This is a genomic window from Paraburkholderia unamae, from assembly GCF_003268775.1.
Classification (GTDB): Bacteria; Pseudomonadota; Gammaproteobacteria; order Burkholderiales; family Burkholderiaceae; genus Paraburkholderia; species Paraburkholderia unamae.
On record NZ_QLSU01000054.1, the window covers coordinates 12,443 to 28,253 of the forward strand.

The following is a 15,811-nucleotide window of genomic DNA, read 5'->3' on the forward strand; positions in this document are numbered from 1 at the left end:
TTCGAACGTAACGGGTGCTGCATGACGAATTTTACAGCGCACGGGCGGGCAGAAAAGCCCAGGCTTCACGCACGCCTTTTCTGCGAGCGCGCCACGCCAGCAACGTCGCTGACTACGTGTACGCAATATGCAGGGCTTTTCGGACCTTCGCGAACGCTGCGCTACGCGCCAACGCCGTCGATGGTGTGCGCTGGGTCAGTGCGATACTCCCTCCTCTGTCGAACAGCACGACAGCCAGCTCTGGAGCCATCATTCTCGACACGTAGAGTACTCCGTCCACATGAGCCGGATGCGTGTAGATCGCCCGTGACCAGCGCATCGGAATTCCGTAATTCGCCGTGCCAAACAGCCCGGCGTGTGCGCCAAGTACGTTCATGCCCTGGCCGGTCAGATCTGCAAGCGTCAGGTCCATCCCCTCGAACGTATGGATAAAGCGCCGCTTCACTTCATCGGCCGCGACCTGATATCGGGTCCCAACCGGCTCGAGATCATGCAGCAGGGACTCTGCGACCGCCGTGGCCAGATTCAGGCCAAAGTAACTGGTCCCGTATTCCCTTTTCGGATCGTCAAAGCGGTGGCTCGCAGTGCGTCCAAAATGCGGTTCGTTTGAGTCATAACTTGAGATCCTGACCAGACGTTTGGCCTTCACTTTGACGACCGGCAACGCAAACGTGCTGAAATTCTTCGCGGGGTTCCTGAGAGCACGGGCAACCAAATGCTATTCCTCCGCGTAGCCCGCTGCGGCCCGCAGGACCATCGACAGGTTGACCTTCCCTACCTGATCAATGCTGTTGCGACCGCCCTGCCTGCGCCCGGGCTGCTTGCCACCGATTACCTCCAGCGGGGTGAGGCCGCCGAGTGAGCGCCGCGGGTTCGTGAAAAACGCCCATTTACTGGCACCTGGCAACTCTTTGAGCTCCCTGGAGACGCGGGCAACCGTGCGGCGGTCGAGGCTCTCGTCCACAAAAAAAGCCGGGTAATAGCTCACCCCGTTGGGACCATCGACCGTGAAGATGGAACCGGTCTTCAGCCGCTGGTTGATTGCCTGCCGCGTGACACCTGCGCGGCCCATGAACTCCGCAGGCTCAAGCAGTTTGCCTTCCCTTGCGAGTTTCGCTCGGGCGGCCATTGCTTCTGCAAACATTTCCGCTTCGGCGGAGGACGCGCCGGCACGCCGCCCTGCCCTGGGGTCCACTGCGGTGCGGGCGCGCTGTGCGGGAGCACGGCGGCTGTGGCCCGCGCCTGGCGTGCTCGACGGCGCGACTTCACCCGCAGCGTCGGCTACGGCTGTCAGCGCATCATCGAATCCCTGTGCGAACAGCGCGATCGACTGCGCGAATCGCTGCTGCTTTTTAGCGGGAAGCTGACCGATGTCGGCCTGAATCGAAGCCGCCACGACCTTGCGGATCGCTTCCGGGGTGCGCGCGCCGGTACGATCCAGCACCTTCGCAGCCCGTACAAGCAGCCGCGAAAACTCTGACGCCTGAATGGTTGCCGTAGACATGAGCCTTCTCCAAGGGAACGGTTAAGCCTATCCCGGATATGGAGACATCGTCAAGCTTGTCAAGGAAGTAAAGGAAGTGAATCTCACCTGCCAATCCACTGGCCAGCTGTCGTGGTGGCGCAAACGGCTCCGCCCCTTATTAAATGCCGCCTTGCTGCACGCCATTGTTTTGCCGCCGGCAGGCGTTTGCGGTCAGGAGGAGAACTTGACGGTTAGTTGCGTCTCGCACCGATGACTTGCGAACCTGTCTGTCCGGCCATCATCTGATCGGGGGACGTCGGCGCGCGGTACACGGTCTTCCGCGGGCGCCCCGCGTTCGTCAGTACGCCGTCGGCGCAGCGACCTGTGAGGAGATGGGAAAGATGGAGGACCGCAGTAAACGTTACACAAGAAGGTCTCATGCACGGACCCACCACCGGGCTCGCAACCCCGATCGTGCAAACCTAAATCTGGCGCTCCCACTTGATTCCGGGCTGACGATCTCAATATCGCACGCAAGATCCTAATCAACCGGCAACCAGACATGCCCAACAAGAAGAACTCCCGATCGACGCGTCGGCCAGCTGCCGGAGCGCACGCAAAGTCGAACTACCGGCGCACCTCAACGACCTTGAGGCCGAGGGAGTGGACCAGCACTGTTGCATCCTCCGGTGTCTCGCAGCAATCAATCCAGAAGGCGGTACCGGCAACGGCGATTGCATAGGGCGGGACATCGCTGCCGCATTTGTTCTGCTTGTAGATCATCACTTCAGCACCAGCCTCGAGGGAGTCGGTCATCTCAGTACGACACTCCGGAAAGACCTTTGCAACGTGGTTAGCTTGGGCAACTGTAAGACGCATGGTGAAATAACTCAGTGGAAACGGACGATCCGAGAGACGAACTCGGTGACACCGATACGCGATCACATCGCGTCAGCCTGGCAAGCTGAGAGGGTGCCACGAAATTCTCGCCGTCTAGATGTGTTCCCCGGGCGCTTACACACCTTTTGCTTCGCTGGGTGCATCTCGAATCAGAACTTCCTCGACAAGGCTGTCGACCTGGGCCAGCGTCGCGTGCACCAACAGACGCTGACCAATTTCAACCAGTTGCCTCATCGGTGGCAGCGGCAGCTTGCGCAACTCAGTGGCATTGATTTGCGTACTCCCGGCGAGCGTACGGAAGTGTGCGTCCACCAGTTCGCTGCTTAGAAAAGCGGCGATCCCCTTAGCCTCGTCGACCGTCATCGTTCCGCCTTGGCGCACGATGTAGTTCAGATGGTTCTCGAGGCCAATCGTGGCGCCGGGTAATGCCCCGGAATACGGAGCCGCAGTGATCCAGCGTTCTGCCTCCTTGGGGCTGAACCGTCGGAGGACGACCATGGGTTGATTGGGCACGAGCATCCAGGCCGACGCTTCGACGGCGGCAATGTGTTCGAGTTTCTTCTGGATCGGCCACTGCATGCGCATGGGGTGAACGTGCTGCATCCACAGAAGGGGGACGGTCTTTTTGCCTACGTGACTTTGGATAAAGTCAGTCGCTCTGAACGCCACTACCGGCCCTGTTGCCCCCCTCAGGCCATGAGTTGCGAGGGTGTCGCTCCAGCGGTGAAACGCATCCTCATGTTCGCCGTGCAGGGCAATCATCCGCTCGTTGTCCGCTCCGACCAGCCGAGCGAACGCCACAGCCGTGACCGTTGCCGCGCCGAGGTCCGCCACACCCTGACTACGACTGACAAGGATATCCAGATTCGGCTCCCGCTCCGCGCGCGCTGTGGCCCAAAGGATAACTGCCTCCTGCAAAATCTGATCGTCGGAGAAGTGCGCTTTCCGGCTTTCGAACACATGCAATGCGTCGAACCGCAGCCAATGCAACATCTGTCTGCGAACCGCTGCGAAATACGAGCCACTGAGCCATGACCGTGGCGTGATAAAACAGTACCGGCCAGTGGCGTCGACGAGTCGTGCACACGCGGCAAGGAACAGGCCATAAATATTTGGCTGGCCGTACACGGCGTAAGCATGGGCCGAAGCACGCTCGTCCGACTTGTTAAGCTTCAGGTAAGGCGGGTTCGCGATGATGATGTCTGCCAGCGCTCGACCATTGATTGCCTCATCCGACAAGAGAAAATCAGTGTAGAGCACGTGAGCCGTACAGAACGTGCCCTGGCGGCCTTGCGCATACGATCTGCGAGTCGTCTAAGCGACGGCAACAGTCGGTCGTCTACCTCAAAAAGGGTGAGGTCAATGACCTCTGGCGGCGTAGGCCGATCCAGAAGCTCCGACACCGCGGCGGCTGCAAGAATGCCAGCACCCGCGGAGGGCTCGAGTATCCTGACGGTCGCACCCTCGACTCCAGCAATGACACGGCGCGCCATACACGCGGCGATTGCAGGAGGCGTCATGAACTGGCCAAGCGATTTTTGCTCATCGCGTTCGAGTTCAGCGATGAACGCGCGGCCACACCTATGTGCATATTCGACTAAAGACATGGTGCGTATTGTCCTATGGCGCACGACAACTGTCAGCATCAGAAACGCGTCTCGTTCATAGTGGAATACGCGTCACGCCTTGCGAAGATACCGAGCTGCTTGACGCGTTGAACGCAGGAGTCGCCGGCGACAGCCGTCTAGCGGCACGAGTTTCCGTGTGCACCGCGCTCGAAAACTTTCAATGCCGAATTATCCTGCATTCCGGCGGCAGATTTTCTGCAACCCCGACGCTATCAACACCCATATATTCTCGAATAATCTTTGAATTCAGAGAAATTAAACAGGAATTACTTTTATTCAATTTTGACGCGGATGAGAGGGACTGCCTTCGCGTGGCAGTCACGGATAACTGTTCGAATATGCGCGCTGCGAGGTGCGTGTCTGTGCACCGTTGCGAACCGCCGCAATGGAAGTCCACCTCACACCGGATCTTCGCTGCTCATGGTCGCCCCTGAAGGACGACCGGGCAAAACAACAGCCAGGTCATTGACATCGGTACCGCAAGCAGACCAGAGTCAGCCCCACGGCAAAACGATCTATTCGCGAATCAGAAACCGGTCGCGATTCTTCGCGTCCTTGATCCAGTTGGGTACGCGCCCCCTGCCGGACCACGTAGCCCCGGTCGCGGGGTCGCGATATTTCGCGGGTGACACACTATGTGAAAGCCTCGGCCTGCCGCGACGACTCCCGAAAATCTCCCGCTCCGTGTATCCGAACTCGATGACTTTTGCCCGGATATCCGCGAGAACCGCGTCGTACTCCTGCTGACGGAGGGCGATCGCCTGACTCTCGAGTTCGGCGAGTTGTGCTTTCAGTTCCCTGTACGTTGCCATGAATTATCTCCCCATGTAGAAACCACGCACTCATGGTAGTGATTTTCCCTCGACGCTGACTGGAACTGGGCCAGCTCATCAGCCGGTAAGACGATGGTCTGAGAAGCGAGAATTCACCAGCGGCGTCAACCCTCTACTACTGGGCTTACGGCGAACGCCCGCACTTTTTTATCAGAACGGCCCGTCACAACGCCAGACCCGTTAGCTAGCCGCGAGTCGATCTATGGATAATGCCAGCTTTGAAGCGTGGCCTCAGAAAACTGCAAATATCACGCGCAGCTGCGCCAGACACGTAAATGATCGACTGGGCAAAGCAACCGCATTACTCATTGACCGGTATAGTCTTTGCGCGCCCCATGGCTGTGAGTCTTTATGCCTGACTTACTCAGTGGAGGTTCTGAAATCCATGGAATGCTTACCGATCCTGCGATGACATCATCGATTTCCAGAAATGATGAAGCATGACGTTGTTGCGAATGGTTAATATCGGACTCCTATTTTTATGGATTGGAAAAAATCCAGTTAAGGAATCGAAGGTTAATCCATCCGTAGCCTGAACACCGCAAATTCGAAGCACCTGCCTACCCGCGTGCATTGGATCAACGGCGTAATCCAATGCCACTGGAGTTCGCGAAAGCCGGATCTTATTGGACGAAGGCAGCCTGGGGGCGAAGAGAGGATTGGAGGGGCCGTCTGCATCGGCCTGGATGAGAGGGACGTTGTGTCAAGTGCCGCCGGGCCGCCCGACTGCGCACAAATCTTGACGACCACAGCCTTCGCCCTTTAAATACGCGTTCCGGATCAATGGAGTTTCGACGTCTGGCGACGGCGAGCCGTCGCCAGAAGCGGATTCTCGTCGGCATCAGCGTCGCTCCTCTGCGCACTGCCGTCCGCAATGACGACATGGACCTCCTGCGCAAATGCATCCTCGAAACAACGGCGCGCGAGCGCGAGGCATTCAGATGCCGGGGCATGACCGCCACTCGCCGCAGCCTGTGCGGTCTCTTTCGCAGCCAGCCCCAGCGCAGCGACTGCCTCATCCCACGTCAGTCCGGTCAACATCACTTCCTGAACGAGCTTGCCAGCGATAGCGCCGATCCTTGCCTTCCGTTCATCATCCATTGCTTTGCTCCTGCGGTGCAGCATGCCGCTCACGTGCGGCATCCCTCGTCCATTCATTTTTGCATTTCAGGGGAGCGCGGCGCGCCTCGCCGCATCCTGCCGGGCTATCTCCACCGCACAGTCACCGGTTGTAGCCGTCAGCACCTTTCCGGTCTCGCCGTCATACATGACTGCTCCATCCTCGCAGTATGCGGACATAGCATCGAGAAAGCGTGAGCGGACGATTCCTCGCGCTTCATTTTCGGCGGCGCGACCGGGCTGGCAGCGTTGTTCTCTCCCTATAGCCTCTGAAGCACGAAATTCGCGGCAGCATACCGTGCGTTGCAGTTCCATATCTCCTCGCCGTCGCGGTAGAAAGTCGCCCAGCCGTGACTCACCGTAACCTTCGCCTTTGGGAATACGCCACTGTGTCCATTAGCGGCGGCAGACAGAAGGTTCCTTTCCCGGCAGATCGCCCAATATTCGCCGTCCTCGGGCACGTCAGCTTCGGGTCTTGCCATTTCTTCAAATCTCCGTGGACCTACTCCATCTCTCGAAATATCGCTGGGCCAACGATGAAGCCAACGACTTCTGTCATGCTCCGGCCGCAGTCCCGAGGCGTACGCCGGACCTCATGCGCGCGCAAACACCTGGGCATATTCGCGAGACGCGCAACTGCGCACAGGAACGACGAAAAACGGCTGTCGAGATCGCCAGCCAGTGCTCCGCGATCGATCCGGATGCCTTTGCAAAAGCCAGTCGAGGCCGCCTCAACGTGCGTCGAAATACCAGTCGAACTCACGGAAACCACGCCCCTCACCCCCTGTGATTTCGAGATCGGGATGATATTGGGACTGCATGCTCTAGTTTTCTACGCCTTGGAACGCAGCATTCGGGCGGCATCTCGCATCCGCTTCGCAGCGGCACGCGGCGTATCGGATACGAGCGCCCAGTCGTGATGCCACCATGCGATCACGGTAGCCGCCTCGATCACAGTGCGCGCAGCGATCACGTCGCGCACTTCGTCAGCGACCTCATCCCACCATGTAGCACCTTCGCCATCGCTTGCGCGCGAATCGACCGCCTCGCGATAGATCGCTTTCGCGGTGTCGAGGGTGATATGCATCACGAACTCCTAGATATTTGAGCGAATCTCGACGCAGCCTTCATGCGACTCAACGGTCTCTGTACTGATGTGCAAAGCTGCGCCACTCGCTGGTTCGACCATTTGCGCGTCGTTCCGGCTGCGCTTGAACAGGCATTCAAGCACTCCCGCACAGATGTTCGACGAAGCATGGCTTGCGCAAGTTAGCTACCCGATTTCACGGAAGATCGCTGGACCGTTGATCAATCCGACGGCGATTGTCGTGCTCCGGCCGTAATTGCGAGGCTCATGTCTAACCTCGTACCCGTCTTCGTCGCGCGCTACTCGGGCAATATGCTCTTCGACCGTCGAGTCCTGATCACGCACCGCCGCCAGATCCCGCATCACCAGGTCACCCGGCAAAGAGCGGAGGCATTCCAACAAACTCGACATTTTTCTTCCCTTGTTAATCAGTGGCCGGCCGGGCATCGCTTTCCGGTCAACCGAAGGCTCTGGTCAACGGAAATCCACGCCGCTCACGAAGGACATCTTCTGCCCGCGCCAGTGAGGCGAGCCGGTATCGCGCCGACGAGCAGTCCGGCGGCTCCAGCGCCCACACGTGCGGTTCGTGCGCCCTGGCCATATCTTCGATCTCGGCTCTCGTCGGCTCCTGGTGCAGGGTCTCATCGGTCGCCGAATTCCGCATCGTCATATTGGTTCTCCGACTCACCGCGGCTTGGACAACACGGCTGCGCGATAACGGGAGCGCAACATCAGGTCGGGTATCGGCGCAAGCAGCTCCGACATGAATTGAAGCTCGACGCACGAATCGACGCCATGCTTCGATGCTGCGCGATCGTACGCCGCACGCGCAGCATCAAGCTGGGTCTTGTCTTGTGCCGCCACGGCGCGGATCGCGGCACGCTCGGCATCGGTTAGGATCTCGCTCATATGTTCCAGTGTGTAATGGTTAGTCGAACATTACCGGAAAGCCAACACGTGTTTCGAGCCAGTGCGTAGGGTTGTATCCGAGGCGAACCGCGGCATTGCGAGCGCCAGGGAGCGTAACCTCACCGGTCAGTCGTACCGCCCGGATCTGCTCATCGTTCACTTGAACGCGGAGATAAAATGCCTCGTTCGCACGACGTTCCGCAACTTTGCTGTCCAAGACAATCACTTCTCTGGGAAAGTCCTTCAGCGGCGCCGCATCGATAGGTCGCATGTCTGTAGTCCTCCTTGTTCAAAAACGGATTGTGTCGACCGGAACGTCGATCCCATGATGCCTCAGGACAGCTTCACGGAAAACGTGCCATTCGCTTTCGCCAGCCGCCTCGTGCGTGCAATGCAGGCATTGGTCCGCGCCGGCCATCTGATCGGTTACGGTCCGATGTACGTCGATGCCAAAGCGCTTGCTGAATCGCCCTACACATGAGCCATCGTGCCCCGTCACCCACACAGTGTCGCCGGCCCGCGATACGTCGATGCTGTAAAGTTCTTCCATCTTTTCCCCGTTTTCCACTTCAGCAGTTCAAACCTGCATCGCGCAGAAGCGCACGGCCTTCATCGGTATCGACACCAACCGGCTCTTCGCAATAGTCACGACCTTCGACGGTCAACTGGACCAAATCGCCGGGCATGACTTCAACGATAACGACGTCCAATTCACTCACCTCGTCTTCGTCGACAACATGCTAATGGAAATACTGCATATCGCGCGCCGCGATCCTCTTGGCATAGAAAGTTCCTTCCTGGCCTTCATAGATCGTCGGGACGAACCCATTTGCGGTCAGTGCAGCTATGTCCATGCATTTCCCTTCTCGTTGTCTTCACTACTCAATAATCGTTTGAAGCCGGGCCAGTGCATCTTCGACCACTTCAGCGGGCGCGCATTCGATCTTGCGCGCGCCGCGCCCTTCCAGGTCGAGCATGCGCACCATGTTCACAAGCGCCACGCCCTGCGTTTCCGTTTCCGAACCCGAGAGTGGCACCGCGAAGCCTGCAAAGCGGGCGAATTCGCAGCCTTGGGTGATCGGTGCGACAAGCGCCATACCCAAGGCATTGAACGCGGCGGGAGAGAGCACGAGCGCAGGACGAAAATCGCCTTGCTGCTCGCGGCCGACAGCCGGATTCAAGCTCACGCGCACGATATCGCCTCGCTCGAACTTGACGCGCTTTACCATCCTTCACGCCCCACTGGCTTGACCTCGCCCCAAGCCGCCAGGTCGGCCGGAATCGGTGCTTTCGGGTCGCATTGGGCAACGAGATCGTCCAGTGAGTATTTACGACGGGCCGGGGTCAACAGTAAGCCGTCCGGGCGCACGTCCGCGTTCAGCGAACCGCCGACCGATGCGTTGATCTGCTCGAGGAGCACAGTAGGCAGACGAACCGCCGCGCTATTACCCCACTTCTGAATTTTAAGTTCCATATTAGCCCCTGATGTCTATCCATTGTAGAAACATCGCGAACTTAGCGCAAGCAGTATGTATCTACAATGAGGATACATTGAGCAGCAACATTCCAGGGGCGACCGAACTGGACATGGACAATTACCGACTGCATTCAAGGCTAACGCGAGTGGAGCACATCCAAGCGTCAACGGGATGCACCAGCGCAACGCCACCGGCATCCTTCGCATCACTAGCGCGCCCGTGGCATCACGACCGTTTGATGCGAGTCGGGCAATTCGGGTGGCGGGGAGTGCAGCGTTGACACTTCATACCGTCCACCCGACTCCAGACGCGCTTCAGGGCAACCGTTCACGAATGGCGAGGAGGAGATCGAGATGCCTTTCGACAAGCAGCGGAATGGCAGATTTTCCGCTGATCCATCGACTGATGGTTCGGCGGTCATAGCCCGAGTATTCGGCGAACGTCACCTGAGTCCAACCGAGGCGCGCCAAAGCAAAAGAGAGGTCCGCAGGCTTCATTGCGATTTTGATAAAATGTCCCGGTGAATCGGTATTTAGAGCGACATTTTGTCACGACTGGTGATAGTGTCAACCTCCAGATTTGCATTGGATGCCCCGCACCAGGCAATCTGGTCGCGAACTCACAGCCCCTGATTCGTGCTGCGCATCGTCGACAGGCCACTGTGACGGGCGCCGGCGTTTTGCTGCGCGACTGCGCTCGGCGGCCTGCATCTGCCGGAGGAACACGTATCGTTGCTCGAACCGAAGGGGGTTGAATGTGCAGGAGATGCATGCACCGCCGCGTCTTAGCTCAGATGGCACACCTGCTTTCCGGCTCAACGATGTTTGCTCCGGCCGGCAGCCCGCGCGGATTCATCCATGCCTGGGCCCAGCGCTCAGCATGCCTCCCCGCATTCGTCCGGCGCTGTCGTACTGGGGCGACTATTGCCTGTCCCGCCTGACACGTCGAACTGGGAAACCGCTGGCCAGACGTTTCGGCCGGTGCTATCGGCAGGCGCAGAGCTAAACCCGTTGCGGCGACAAAGCTCAACGTCATGTGAAAGCCACCGTGTCTCTGGACGCCCTTCTACAGCGCCTCCCGCCGGCGCATCGTCTCTTCTGCCGCCGGAACGGCGCGGGCAGTGTGCGGCAGCGGATGACAGTTAGTTGCGCGCAGATTGCGATACTCCTGGATCGCGGCACGTGAATACTCACTCGGTCGCCCCACGCTGCGTCGTTACATATCGCACCTGCGGATGTCCGTTACCGATACGGTGGAACGACTGGGAGACGAAGCCAGTTCAAAGATAAATTTGCCATTCGCTCTTGAGCCTGGCGCGAAGGGCCCCATATCCGCTACGAAATTCATCGACCGGCAACCAGACATGCCCAACAAGAAGCGCTATCGACCATCGCGTAAGCCACCGGCAGGTACGCATGCAAAGTCACTGTTTTTGCCGATGGCCCGGAAAGAATCCACAGATCTCGCGCTGCGCGCGCGGATAGCGGTTGAGCGTCTGCGCAACGGCGAAGCAGACCGCCCCCTCCTGAATCTCGTCTCCCAGATCATCATCATCGCGAGTTTCATCACCCGCGCGGGACACGGAGAGCTTGATATCGGGGAGATTGAACGCGTTGAACGTGACCTCGACGAGGTACTCAACGATGCCGATCGCACAGGCGTGTGGACTGTGCCCCAATCGTTGATCGAGGGCCTCACCGCCGTGGTGAACGAGTACGACCGCCAGCTCTGCGTGACCCGGATGGAGATCGTCGTCCGGGCGAGTGACCACCTCGGAAAGCTCGTCGATCTGGCCGCGCGTGGGACCCGCACCAATGACAGCCACCTTCAAGTTGCACGATAGCGCCGTCGCGCATTACGTACCCGGAACAGACATCCGTCAGTGAGCGTGCACTGAAGTCCGGCGATGAATGAAGACGCGTAGACGGGCGGGGGTCTCACGCAACATCATACGGATATTCCTGACACAGGCTGGCAACGCCCCGTAGACGGAGTTCAAACCACCGTATGCGCGTTGCAAGTAGATGAAATCGGCGGCGGCGTAGCCTACGCAGGCCGGCAAAAGTGCGCAAGCACTCACAACAGGCCATTCAGCGACGCCCAACGGAACGAAGCAAGGGGTATCCCGCGCTACACTGCGTCCAGCACGCTCAGCCCCGCGCACAAAGAACTCCCTGCCAGCAGCCACATCCCAGAACGAAAACAACATGGAAATTCGCGTCGCTTACGAACATAGCCTCGCCTCGGCGCCGGAAGAATTCATCGTTCAGGTGCCTTCGCAACTCGTGACCGATATTCCTGCAAACGTGCCGCGCGCCCTGTTGCCTGAGTTCATCACGAACCTGATCGTCGAACGCTCACCGTCGATTGGAAAAATTCGCAATCTCCGGATTCTCTAGCCGGATGCTTTCTGCGCAGCGAAACCAGGTCTGATCACAGCGCTAACTGCGAACTCGGAAAACTCAGAAAAGGCTTTGCTGCCTGACATCGCGTGCTGGAGGTAGTGAGGGCTTCTGGCGTCGTGCGCCTGTGCGGCGGCGAGCGATACGTCGGACATGGGCGATCAGTTCGAAACTCCCATCGGCAAAGCTGAGCTCAAGCCTGAACCGCGTGAGCCCATCCGGTCCGATACCGGGCTGCACCCGCAGTGTTGCACGCATGTCGAATCGACGGGCACAGCACACGAGCTGCGCGCGACTCATGCCCGACCATGCGGCCGATATCAGCTGGCCGACTGCCGAAGGCACAGACTCCGGGAGACAGTCAACCGGCAGCGCCAGCGAAACGAGCTCGAAGCGGTCGGTCATGGGGTGAAGGCGCGCGGCTCTCCGTCCGCGCTTCCTCGTGTATATACGTAGCGTCGCCCAGACGTGAGGAGACGCGCGAAATGACCTGAGTGATCACTCCTGGCAGGCCGACAATACAGTATGCAGCACCCCGCTCCGCCGGCTACGACTCGATCGCCCGTGACCTCGTCAGACTGCGGCGACTTCGGGCGTTGCAGCAGCCTCAACTACAGCCGGTACCTTCCTGGCTGCAACCTTGCGCGGTGCCGAAGCCTTTTTAGCGGGTGCAGCAGACTTACGTCCACGCACGCCCTTTGCCGGAGCAGCCGCAGATGCGCCAGTCTTTTTCGCGGCAACCAACGTCTTCGCCGTCTTTTTAGTCACGACTCGCTTCGCAGCAGCCTTCTTCACTGGAGCCGCCTTCGCGCCGGCAGTCTTCGACGTAGCACCGGCTTCAATCAGGAATTTCGAGCGATCCTTGACATCGCGAATCCAGAGCGGTGCCAGTCCACGGCCCGACCATGTCGCGCCTGTTTTCGGATCTGCATATTTCGGTGCAACGTGGTGAACAGCCGCACCCGGGTTTTTTGCTGCCGCCTTCGCCAGCGTCGCCCCAGGTTTACGACCGCGTCGTTTCGCAACAAAGCCTTTGATGTCAGCGACGGTCAGTCCGTGCTTTTGCATCAGGTCACGGATTTTCGTCAGGCCCACCGACGACTGCTTTTCGGCAATCGTTGCCGCCTGCTTCTGGAGTTTGGCAATTTTCGAGTTGATTGCGTCCAGGGTAATCATTTCTATTCCTCGCTGTGGGGTTTACCGTTCATGCGATCGTAGAACTTCCCTGGCTTGTTTCCCAAGCACTTCGAAGTTCGGTCTGCCCGTCAGAATTGACCTGATCGTCGCGGTCGTGATTGTGACTTTATCAGTATGCTTGTGCAAATTGAAAGCACAGCGCGCAACGGTTTAAATGTCACTGGAGTTCAGGAATAGATGCACACCCGATGTTGCCTGTGCGTCGTGCAACGCTGCCTTTCTTTGTTTGAATGCTATTGCGCCGCAAAATAGCCACCTCTCTATTATCCAGACATGTACCTGGTATCGTTGGTCGGGGAGGTAGGGTCTCGAGTCAGCGATGCGCCTGCTCGTATCGCATGATGAATCGCGAGCGCATAAAATAAGACTCAGCGTGCGCAAGCAAACCTGGTGTCGCATACGGGTTGACTTATACTGCTCTCATACCGGTCGCCAGTCGCAGCGCCTCCCGTGCGCCGCTCCCAGCAAAATGTGGTTTACACATGCTCTACCCTCTTCGCTGCCTCGACACGCGCAACGTTGGGTCGCGTGGCATCCTGGCGGCACGCGATTTGCAATCACCTGCCCAACGACAGAACGTCGCGCGGAGAATACACCAAATGGATGAGAGAAAGCGCGAAAGCATCGTCGCCTACCTGAGGCGACGGATGGTGGAATTCGGAATCAACCCGGAAGACGTCGCCACGTCAATTGCGGCAGACCAGGAGCGTCTGCGAACGGTACGTTTCCGGGACGCATCCGGCAACACATGGGATGGCAAAGGCGCCCCGCCACAATGGGTGGTTCAGGCGACCAGCGCCGGGCAGTCTCTTGAGCATTTTGCAATTGACGGCGCATCGAATCGCGACGCAGGCAAACGCACCGGTGCCGACTGGCGCAATGACCCGTTTGCAGGTACCAGACTGGCAACAGCCAGGACGGAGGACGTTTGAGCTGCCTTCGAGCAGAACGTGAGAATGCAGGCATTCTCCCCTTGAATATAGCTTTCAGGTCGTCACGCCGCTCCAGGTATTCAGATGACGCACAAAGGCCCCGAGGTTCAACCCGTCTCTCAGGCAGACTTGCCAGATTGTGGTGAGCATCCGCGTACGACGGGTCAAGCTCAAGGCAACGCCATAGCTTTCAGCGCCGTCAAGCCTCCCCGGTTCCTTAAGCGCAACGACCCGCTCTCCTGAGTTGAGATGCTCCAGAGATATCAGGCCGGCCGCAATTACGCCCACTGTTAGAATGGTTGCCTTTTTTCAGGAGACGCAAATGTCCTGGTTCATCTATGAAGTGCCCGAATACAACGAAGACGGGGCGCGCATCGAACCCTTCAGCGACCTGCGTAGTCGCGTCGTGAAACTAAGTGGGCAGGCAATGGCTGACGAACTGGAAAGCGTCCGGGAGAACGCCGCAACGACGGCGGACACGCCCACGCGCCCGCTACGCGCGGCGGAAAACCCTCACGTATTTCCGATCCCCTATGCCGACTCCATGATCCTGGTCGGGTTTATCTTCGAACTGAAGCGCGAGTTCCGGCAGCTGGTGGTGTCACCCGTGGAAATGCCCTGGCTCAAGGACGCGTAGAAAGCAAGACGATCGAAGCAATCCCGGACCTGAGAGGCGAACTACACGGCGGCGGCACCATGTCTCGAAGCCGCTCCACGGACTACAGACGGTTGATTCCGGTTCTTCAATTCTGCAACCGCATCCGCGATGCAGATCGTTGACGATCCGTACGGTAGTAACGAACGGCCGAATATGGTCAATTGATTCAGCCAGCCAATTGAACTCGTCCGTGCTTCGCTCGTAGACTGGTCGGCGCTCAAACGCCCATACGGGTGGAAAGTCCCCGACATGCCATGGACCCAAACGAGCGAAGCAGGCCATCGTACCGCCGCAATGGCTCGATCAAGCGCTCAGACTTGCCAGCGCAGCCTTCAAGCCGGGAAGCGTTACTTTGCCTCGGGAACCGGGCGCCCAAATATCGAAAGGGCGCTTAATTCTGGATATTTTCCTCGCAATCCTTCCAGTACCGCAACGGATCCAGATGTTGCGGGTAGTGTGAGTTGAGCCACACTGTCAGCCTGCCCCAATCCGGATGACTGGTACCCGATTTAGCAGACCAGATTGATGATCTCTCGAGAATCTGGCTGTTTGCGCGATCACGGACGACCAGGCTACCCAGACCAGTTGAACTGTTCGCCTGCGACTCAACCAGATACCGCGGCAGAATCCTGAGTTCAGCGTCCTCGGCCCACCCGTACAAGGCACGGACCACGCCTGACGAATCTCGCAACGCTATGGGCCCACTTTCCGGGCGAACGGCTGTCCATCCTTCAGGAAATTCGGCGACAACCTCGTTTTCCTCCTCTCGCACCCACTTCACGCGCCATGCCCGCGCCATCGCCTCGCGCATGCCGGATACTGACTCGTAGCCAGCAGGCAACTCGATCGCTACCGGGAGAGTGATGAGATTGTCTTTCCAGAGTTTGGCTTCGTCGTCGACGCGCTCGACCGCAGCGAACGCCCCTGGTTCGAATGGATTCTCGGGCCGGCTCGACACCCTCACGTTCCCGCTGGGTAATCCGTCGAAAAGTCGTTCAGCATCATGACGCGTAAGTTTCGCCTTTCCTTTCTTCATTTGTCCCTCTTCAGCATGATTGTCTTGCCAATGCACCGCCCTGAAATACCAACTCAGGAGCGTTTGAACGGGCCCGTGATCTCATTTTGCGCTATTCGCTCGATCGCATTACCCTGAGGTACTGGAGCGGCTTGTGTCGCCATCCCTGCCCCCGGATATCGGATGAA

The 15,811-nt window shown here is 58.6% G+C and carries 20 protein-coding genes; 5 read left to right on the top strand and 15 right to left on the bottom strand.

The window, feature by feature from the left end; all coding sequences use genetic code 11:
• Positions 1–112: 112 nt before the first annotated feature.
• The 9 genes from C7401_RS43215 to C7401_RS43270 all read right to left on the bottom strand — a co-directional run bounded on the left by C7401_RS43215 (position 113) and on the right by C7401_RS43270 (position 8,212).
• On the bottom strand, positions 113–715 hold the full coding sequence (locus C7401_RS43215) for an RES family NAD+ phosphorylase (RefSeq protein ID WP_112178185.1): 603 nt from the start codon (positions 713–715) through the stop codon (positions 113–115).
• 3 nt (positions 716–718) lie between these two features.
• Positions 719–1,504, bottom strand: a complete 786-nt coding sequence (locus C7401_RS43220; protein WP_112178186.1) for a hypothetical protein — start codon at positions 1,502–1,504, stop codon at positions 719–721.
• Positions 1,505–2,092: 588 nt separating this feature from the next.
• A complete protein-coding gene (locus C7401_RS43225) occupies positions 2,093–2,281 on the bottom strand; it encodes a hypothetical protein (RefSeq protein ID WP_258397476.1) in 189 nt (62 codons plus the stop codon).
• A 198-nt stretch (positions 2,282–2,479) separates the two neighbouring features.
• Positions 2,480–3,625 carry an Eco57I restriction-modification methylase domain-containing protein gene (locus tag C7401_RS43230; protein WP_112178188.1) on the bottom strand — a complete coding sequence of 382 codons (1,146 nt, stop codon included), beginning with the start codon at positions 3,623–3,625 and terminating at the stop codon, positions 2,480–2,482.
• Between the two features lie 883 nt (positions 3,626–4,508).
• On the bottom strand, positions 4,509–4,805 hold the full coding sequence (locus C7401_RS43235) for an H-NS histone family protein (RefSeq protein WP_112178189.1): 297 nt from the start codon (positions 4,803–4,805) through the stop codon (positions 4,509–4,511).
• Between the two features lie 801 nt (positions 4,806–5,606).
• Positions 5,607–5,927 (bottom strand): hypothetical protein, encoded by a 321-nt coding sequence (locus C7401_RS43240; RefSeq protein WP_146758102.1) that lies wholly within the window; start codon positions 5,925–5,927, stop codon positions 5,607–5,609.
• An 850-nt stretch (positions 5,928–6,777) separates the two neighbouring features.
• Entirely contained in the window at positions 6,778–7,032 is a 255-nt protein-coding gene (locus C7401_RS43250; protein WP_112178192.1) for a hypothetical protein, read from the bottom strand.
• A 684-nt stretch (positions 7,033–7,716) separates the two neighbouring features.
• The gene (locus C7401_RS43265; RefSeq protein ID WP_112178195.1) at positions 7,717–7,941 is read right to left on the bottom strand and encodes a hypothetical protein; all 225 of its coding nucleotides are present in this window, start codon (positions 7,939–7,941) and stop codon (positions 7,717–7,719) included.
• Between the two features lie 19 nt (positions 7,942–7,960).
• The gene (locus C7401_RS43270) at positions 7,961–8,212 is read right to left on the bottom strand and encodes a hypothetical protein (RefSeq protein WP_112178196.1); all 252 of its coding nucleotides are present in this window, start codon (positions 8,210–8,212) and stop codon (positions 7,961–7,963) included.
• 54 nt (positions 8,213–8,266) lie between these two features.
• Between C7401_RS43270 and C7401_RS45285 the strand changes: the two genes are divergently transcribed.
• Positions 8,267–8,422 carry a hypothetical protein gene (locus C7401_RS45285; RefSeq protein WP_165841824.1) on the top strand — a complete coding sequence of 52 codons (156 nt, stop codon included), beginning with the start codon at positions 8,267–8,269 and terminating at the stop codon, positions 8,420–8,422.
• A gap of 88 nt (positions 8,423–8,510) precedes the next feature.
• On the opposite strand, the gene C7401_RS45290 is transcribed toward C7401_RS45285, so the two are convergent.
• The 4 genes from C7401_RS45290 to C7401_RS43290 all read right to left on the bottom strand — a co-directional run bounded on the left by C7401_RS45290 (position 8,511) and on the right by C7401_RS43290 (position 9,916).
• On the bottom strand, positions 8,511–8,660 hold the full coding sequence (locus C7401_RS45290; RefSeq protein ID WP_181565838.1) for a hypothetical protein: 150 nt from the start codon (positions 8,658–8,660) through the stop codon (positions 8,511–8,513).
• Between the two features lie 159 nt (positions 8,661–8,819).
• Positions 8,820–9,170, bottom strand: coding sequence for a type II toxin-antitoxin system ChpB family toxin (locus C7401_RS43280; RefSeq protein WP_112178198.1), 351 nt, complete (start codon positions 9,168–9,170; stop codon positions 8,820–8,822).
• A complete protein-coding gene (locus C7401_RS43285; RefSeq protein ID WP_112178199.1) occupies positions 9,164–9,415 on the bottom strand; it encodes an AbrB/MazE/SpoVT family DNA-binding domain-containing protein in 252 nt (83 codons plus the stop codon). Before C7401_RS43285 ends, C7401_RS43280 begins: the two co-directional genes overlap by 7 nt.
• A 318-nt stretch (positions 9,416–9,733) precedes the next feature.
• The gene (locus C7401_RS43290; protein WP_112178200.1) at positions 9,734–9,916 is read right to left on the bottom strand and encodes a helix-turn-helix domain-containing protein; all 183 of its coding nucleotides are present in this window, start codon (positions 9,914–9,916) and stop codon (positions 9,734–9,736) included.
• Positions 9,917–10,782: 866 nt separating this feature from the next.
• On the opposite strand from C7401_RS43290, the gene C7401_RS43295 reads away from it, so the two are divergent.
• A complete protein-coding gene (locus C7401_RS43295) occupies positions 10,783–11,262 on the top strand; it encodes a hypothetical protein (RefSeq protein WP_258397477.1) in 480 nt (159 codons plus the stop codon).
• Positions 11,263–11,626: 364 nt separating this feature from the next.
• Positions 11,627–11,818: a hypothetical protein gene (locus C7401_RS43300; RefSeq protein WP_112178202.1), complete on the top strand. Its 192-nt coding sequence runs from the start codon at positions 11,627–11,629 to the stop codon at positions 11,816–11,818.
• A 576-nt stretch (positions 11,819–12,394) separates the two neighbouring features.
• Here the strand turns inward: C7401_RS43300 and C7401_RS43310 are convergent.
• Positions 12,395–12,997, bottom strand: a complete 603-nt coding sequence (locus C7401_RS43310) for an H-NS histone family protein (protein ID WP_112178204.1) — start codon at positions 12,995–12,997, stop codon at positions 12,395–12,397.
• A 620-nt stretch (positions 12,998–13,617) separates the two neighbouring features.
• Here C7401_RS43310 and C7401_RS43315 point away from each other — a divergent pair.
• Together C7401_RS43315 and C7401_RS43325 are read left to right on the top strand one after the other, a co-directional pair.
• Positions 13,618–13,950, top strand: coding sequence for an H-NS family nucleoid-associated regulatory protein (locus tag C7401_RS43315; RefSeq protein WP_373864498.1), 333 nt, complete (start codon positions 13,618–13,620; stop codon positions 13,948–13,950).
• A gap of 322 nt (positions 13,951–14,272) precedes the next feature.
• Positions 14,273–14,587 (top strand): helicase, encoded by a 315-nt coding sequence (locus C7401_RS43325; protein ID WP_112178207.1) that lies wholly within the window; start codon positions 14,273–14,275, stop codon positions 14,585–14,587.
• Between the two features lie 412 nt (positions 14,588–14,999).
• Here the strand turns inward: C7401_RS43325 and C7401_RS43330 are convergent, their stop codons facing one another.
• On the bottom strand, positions 15,000–15,644 hold the full coding sequence (locus C7401_RS43330) for a hypothetical protein (protein WP_112178208.1): 645 nt from the start codon (positions 15,642–15,644) through the stop codon (positions 15,000–15,002).
• Positions 15,645–15,811 lie beyond the last annotated feature (167 nt).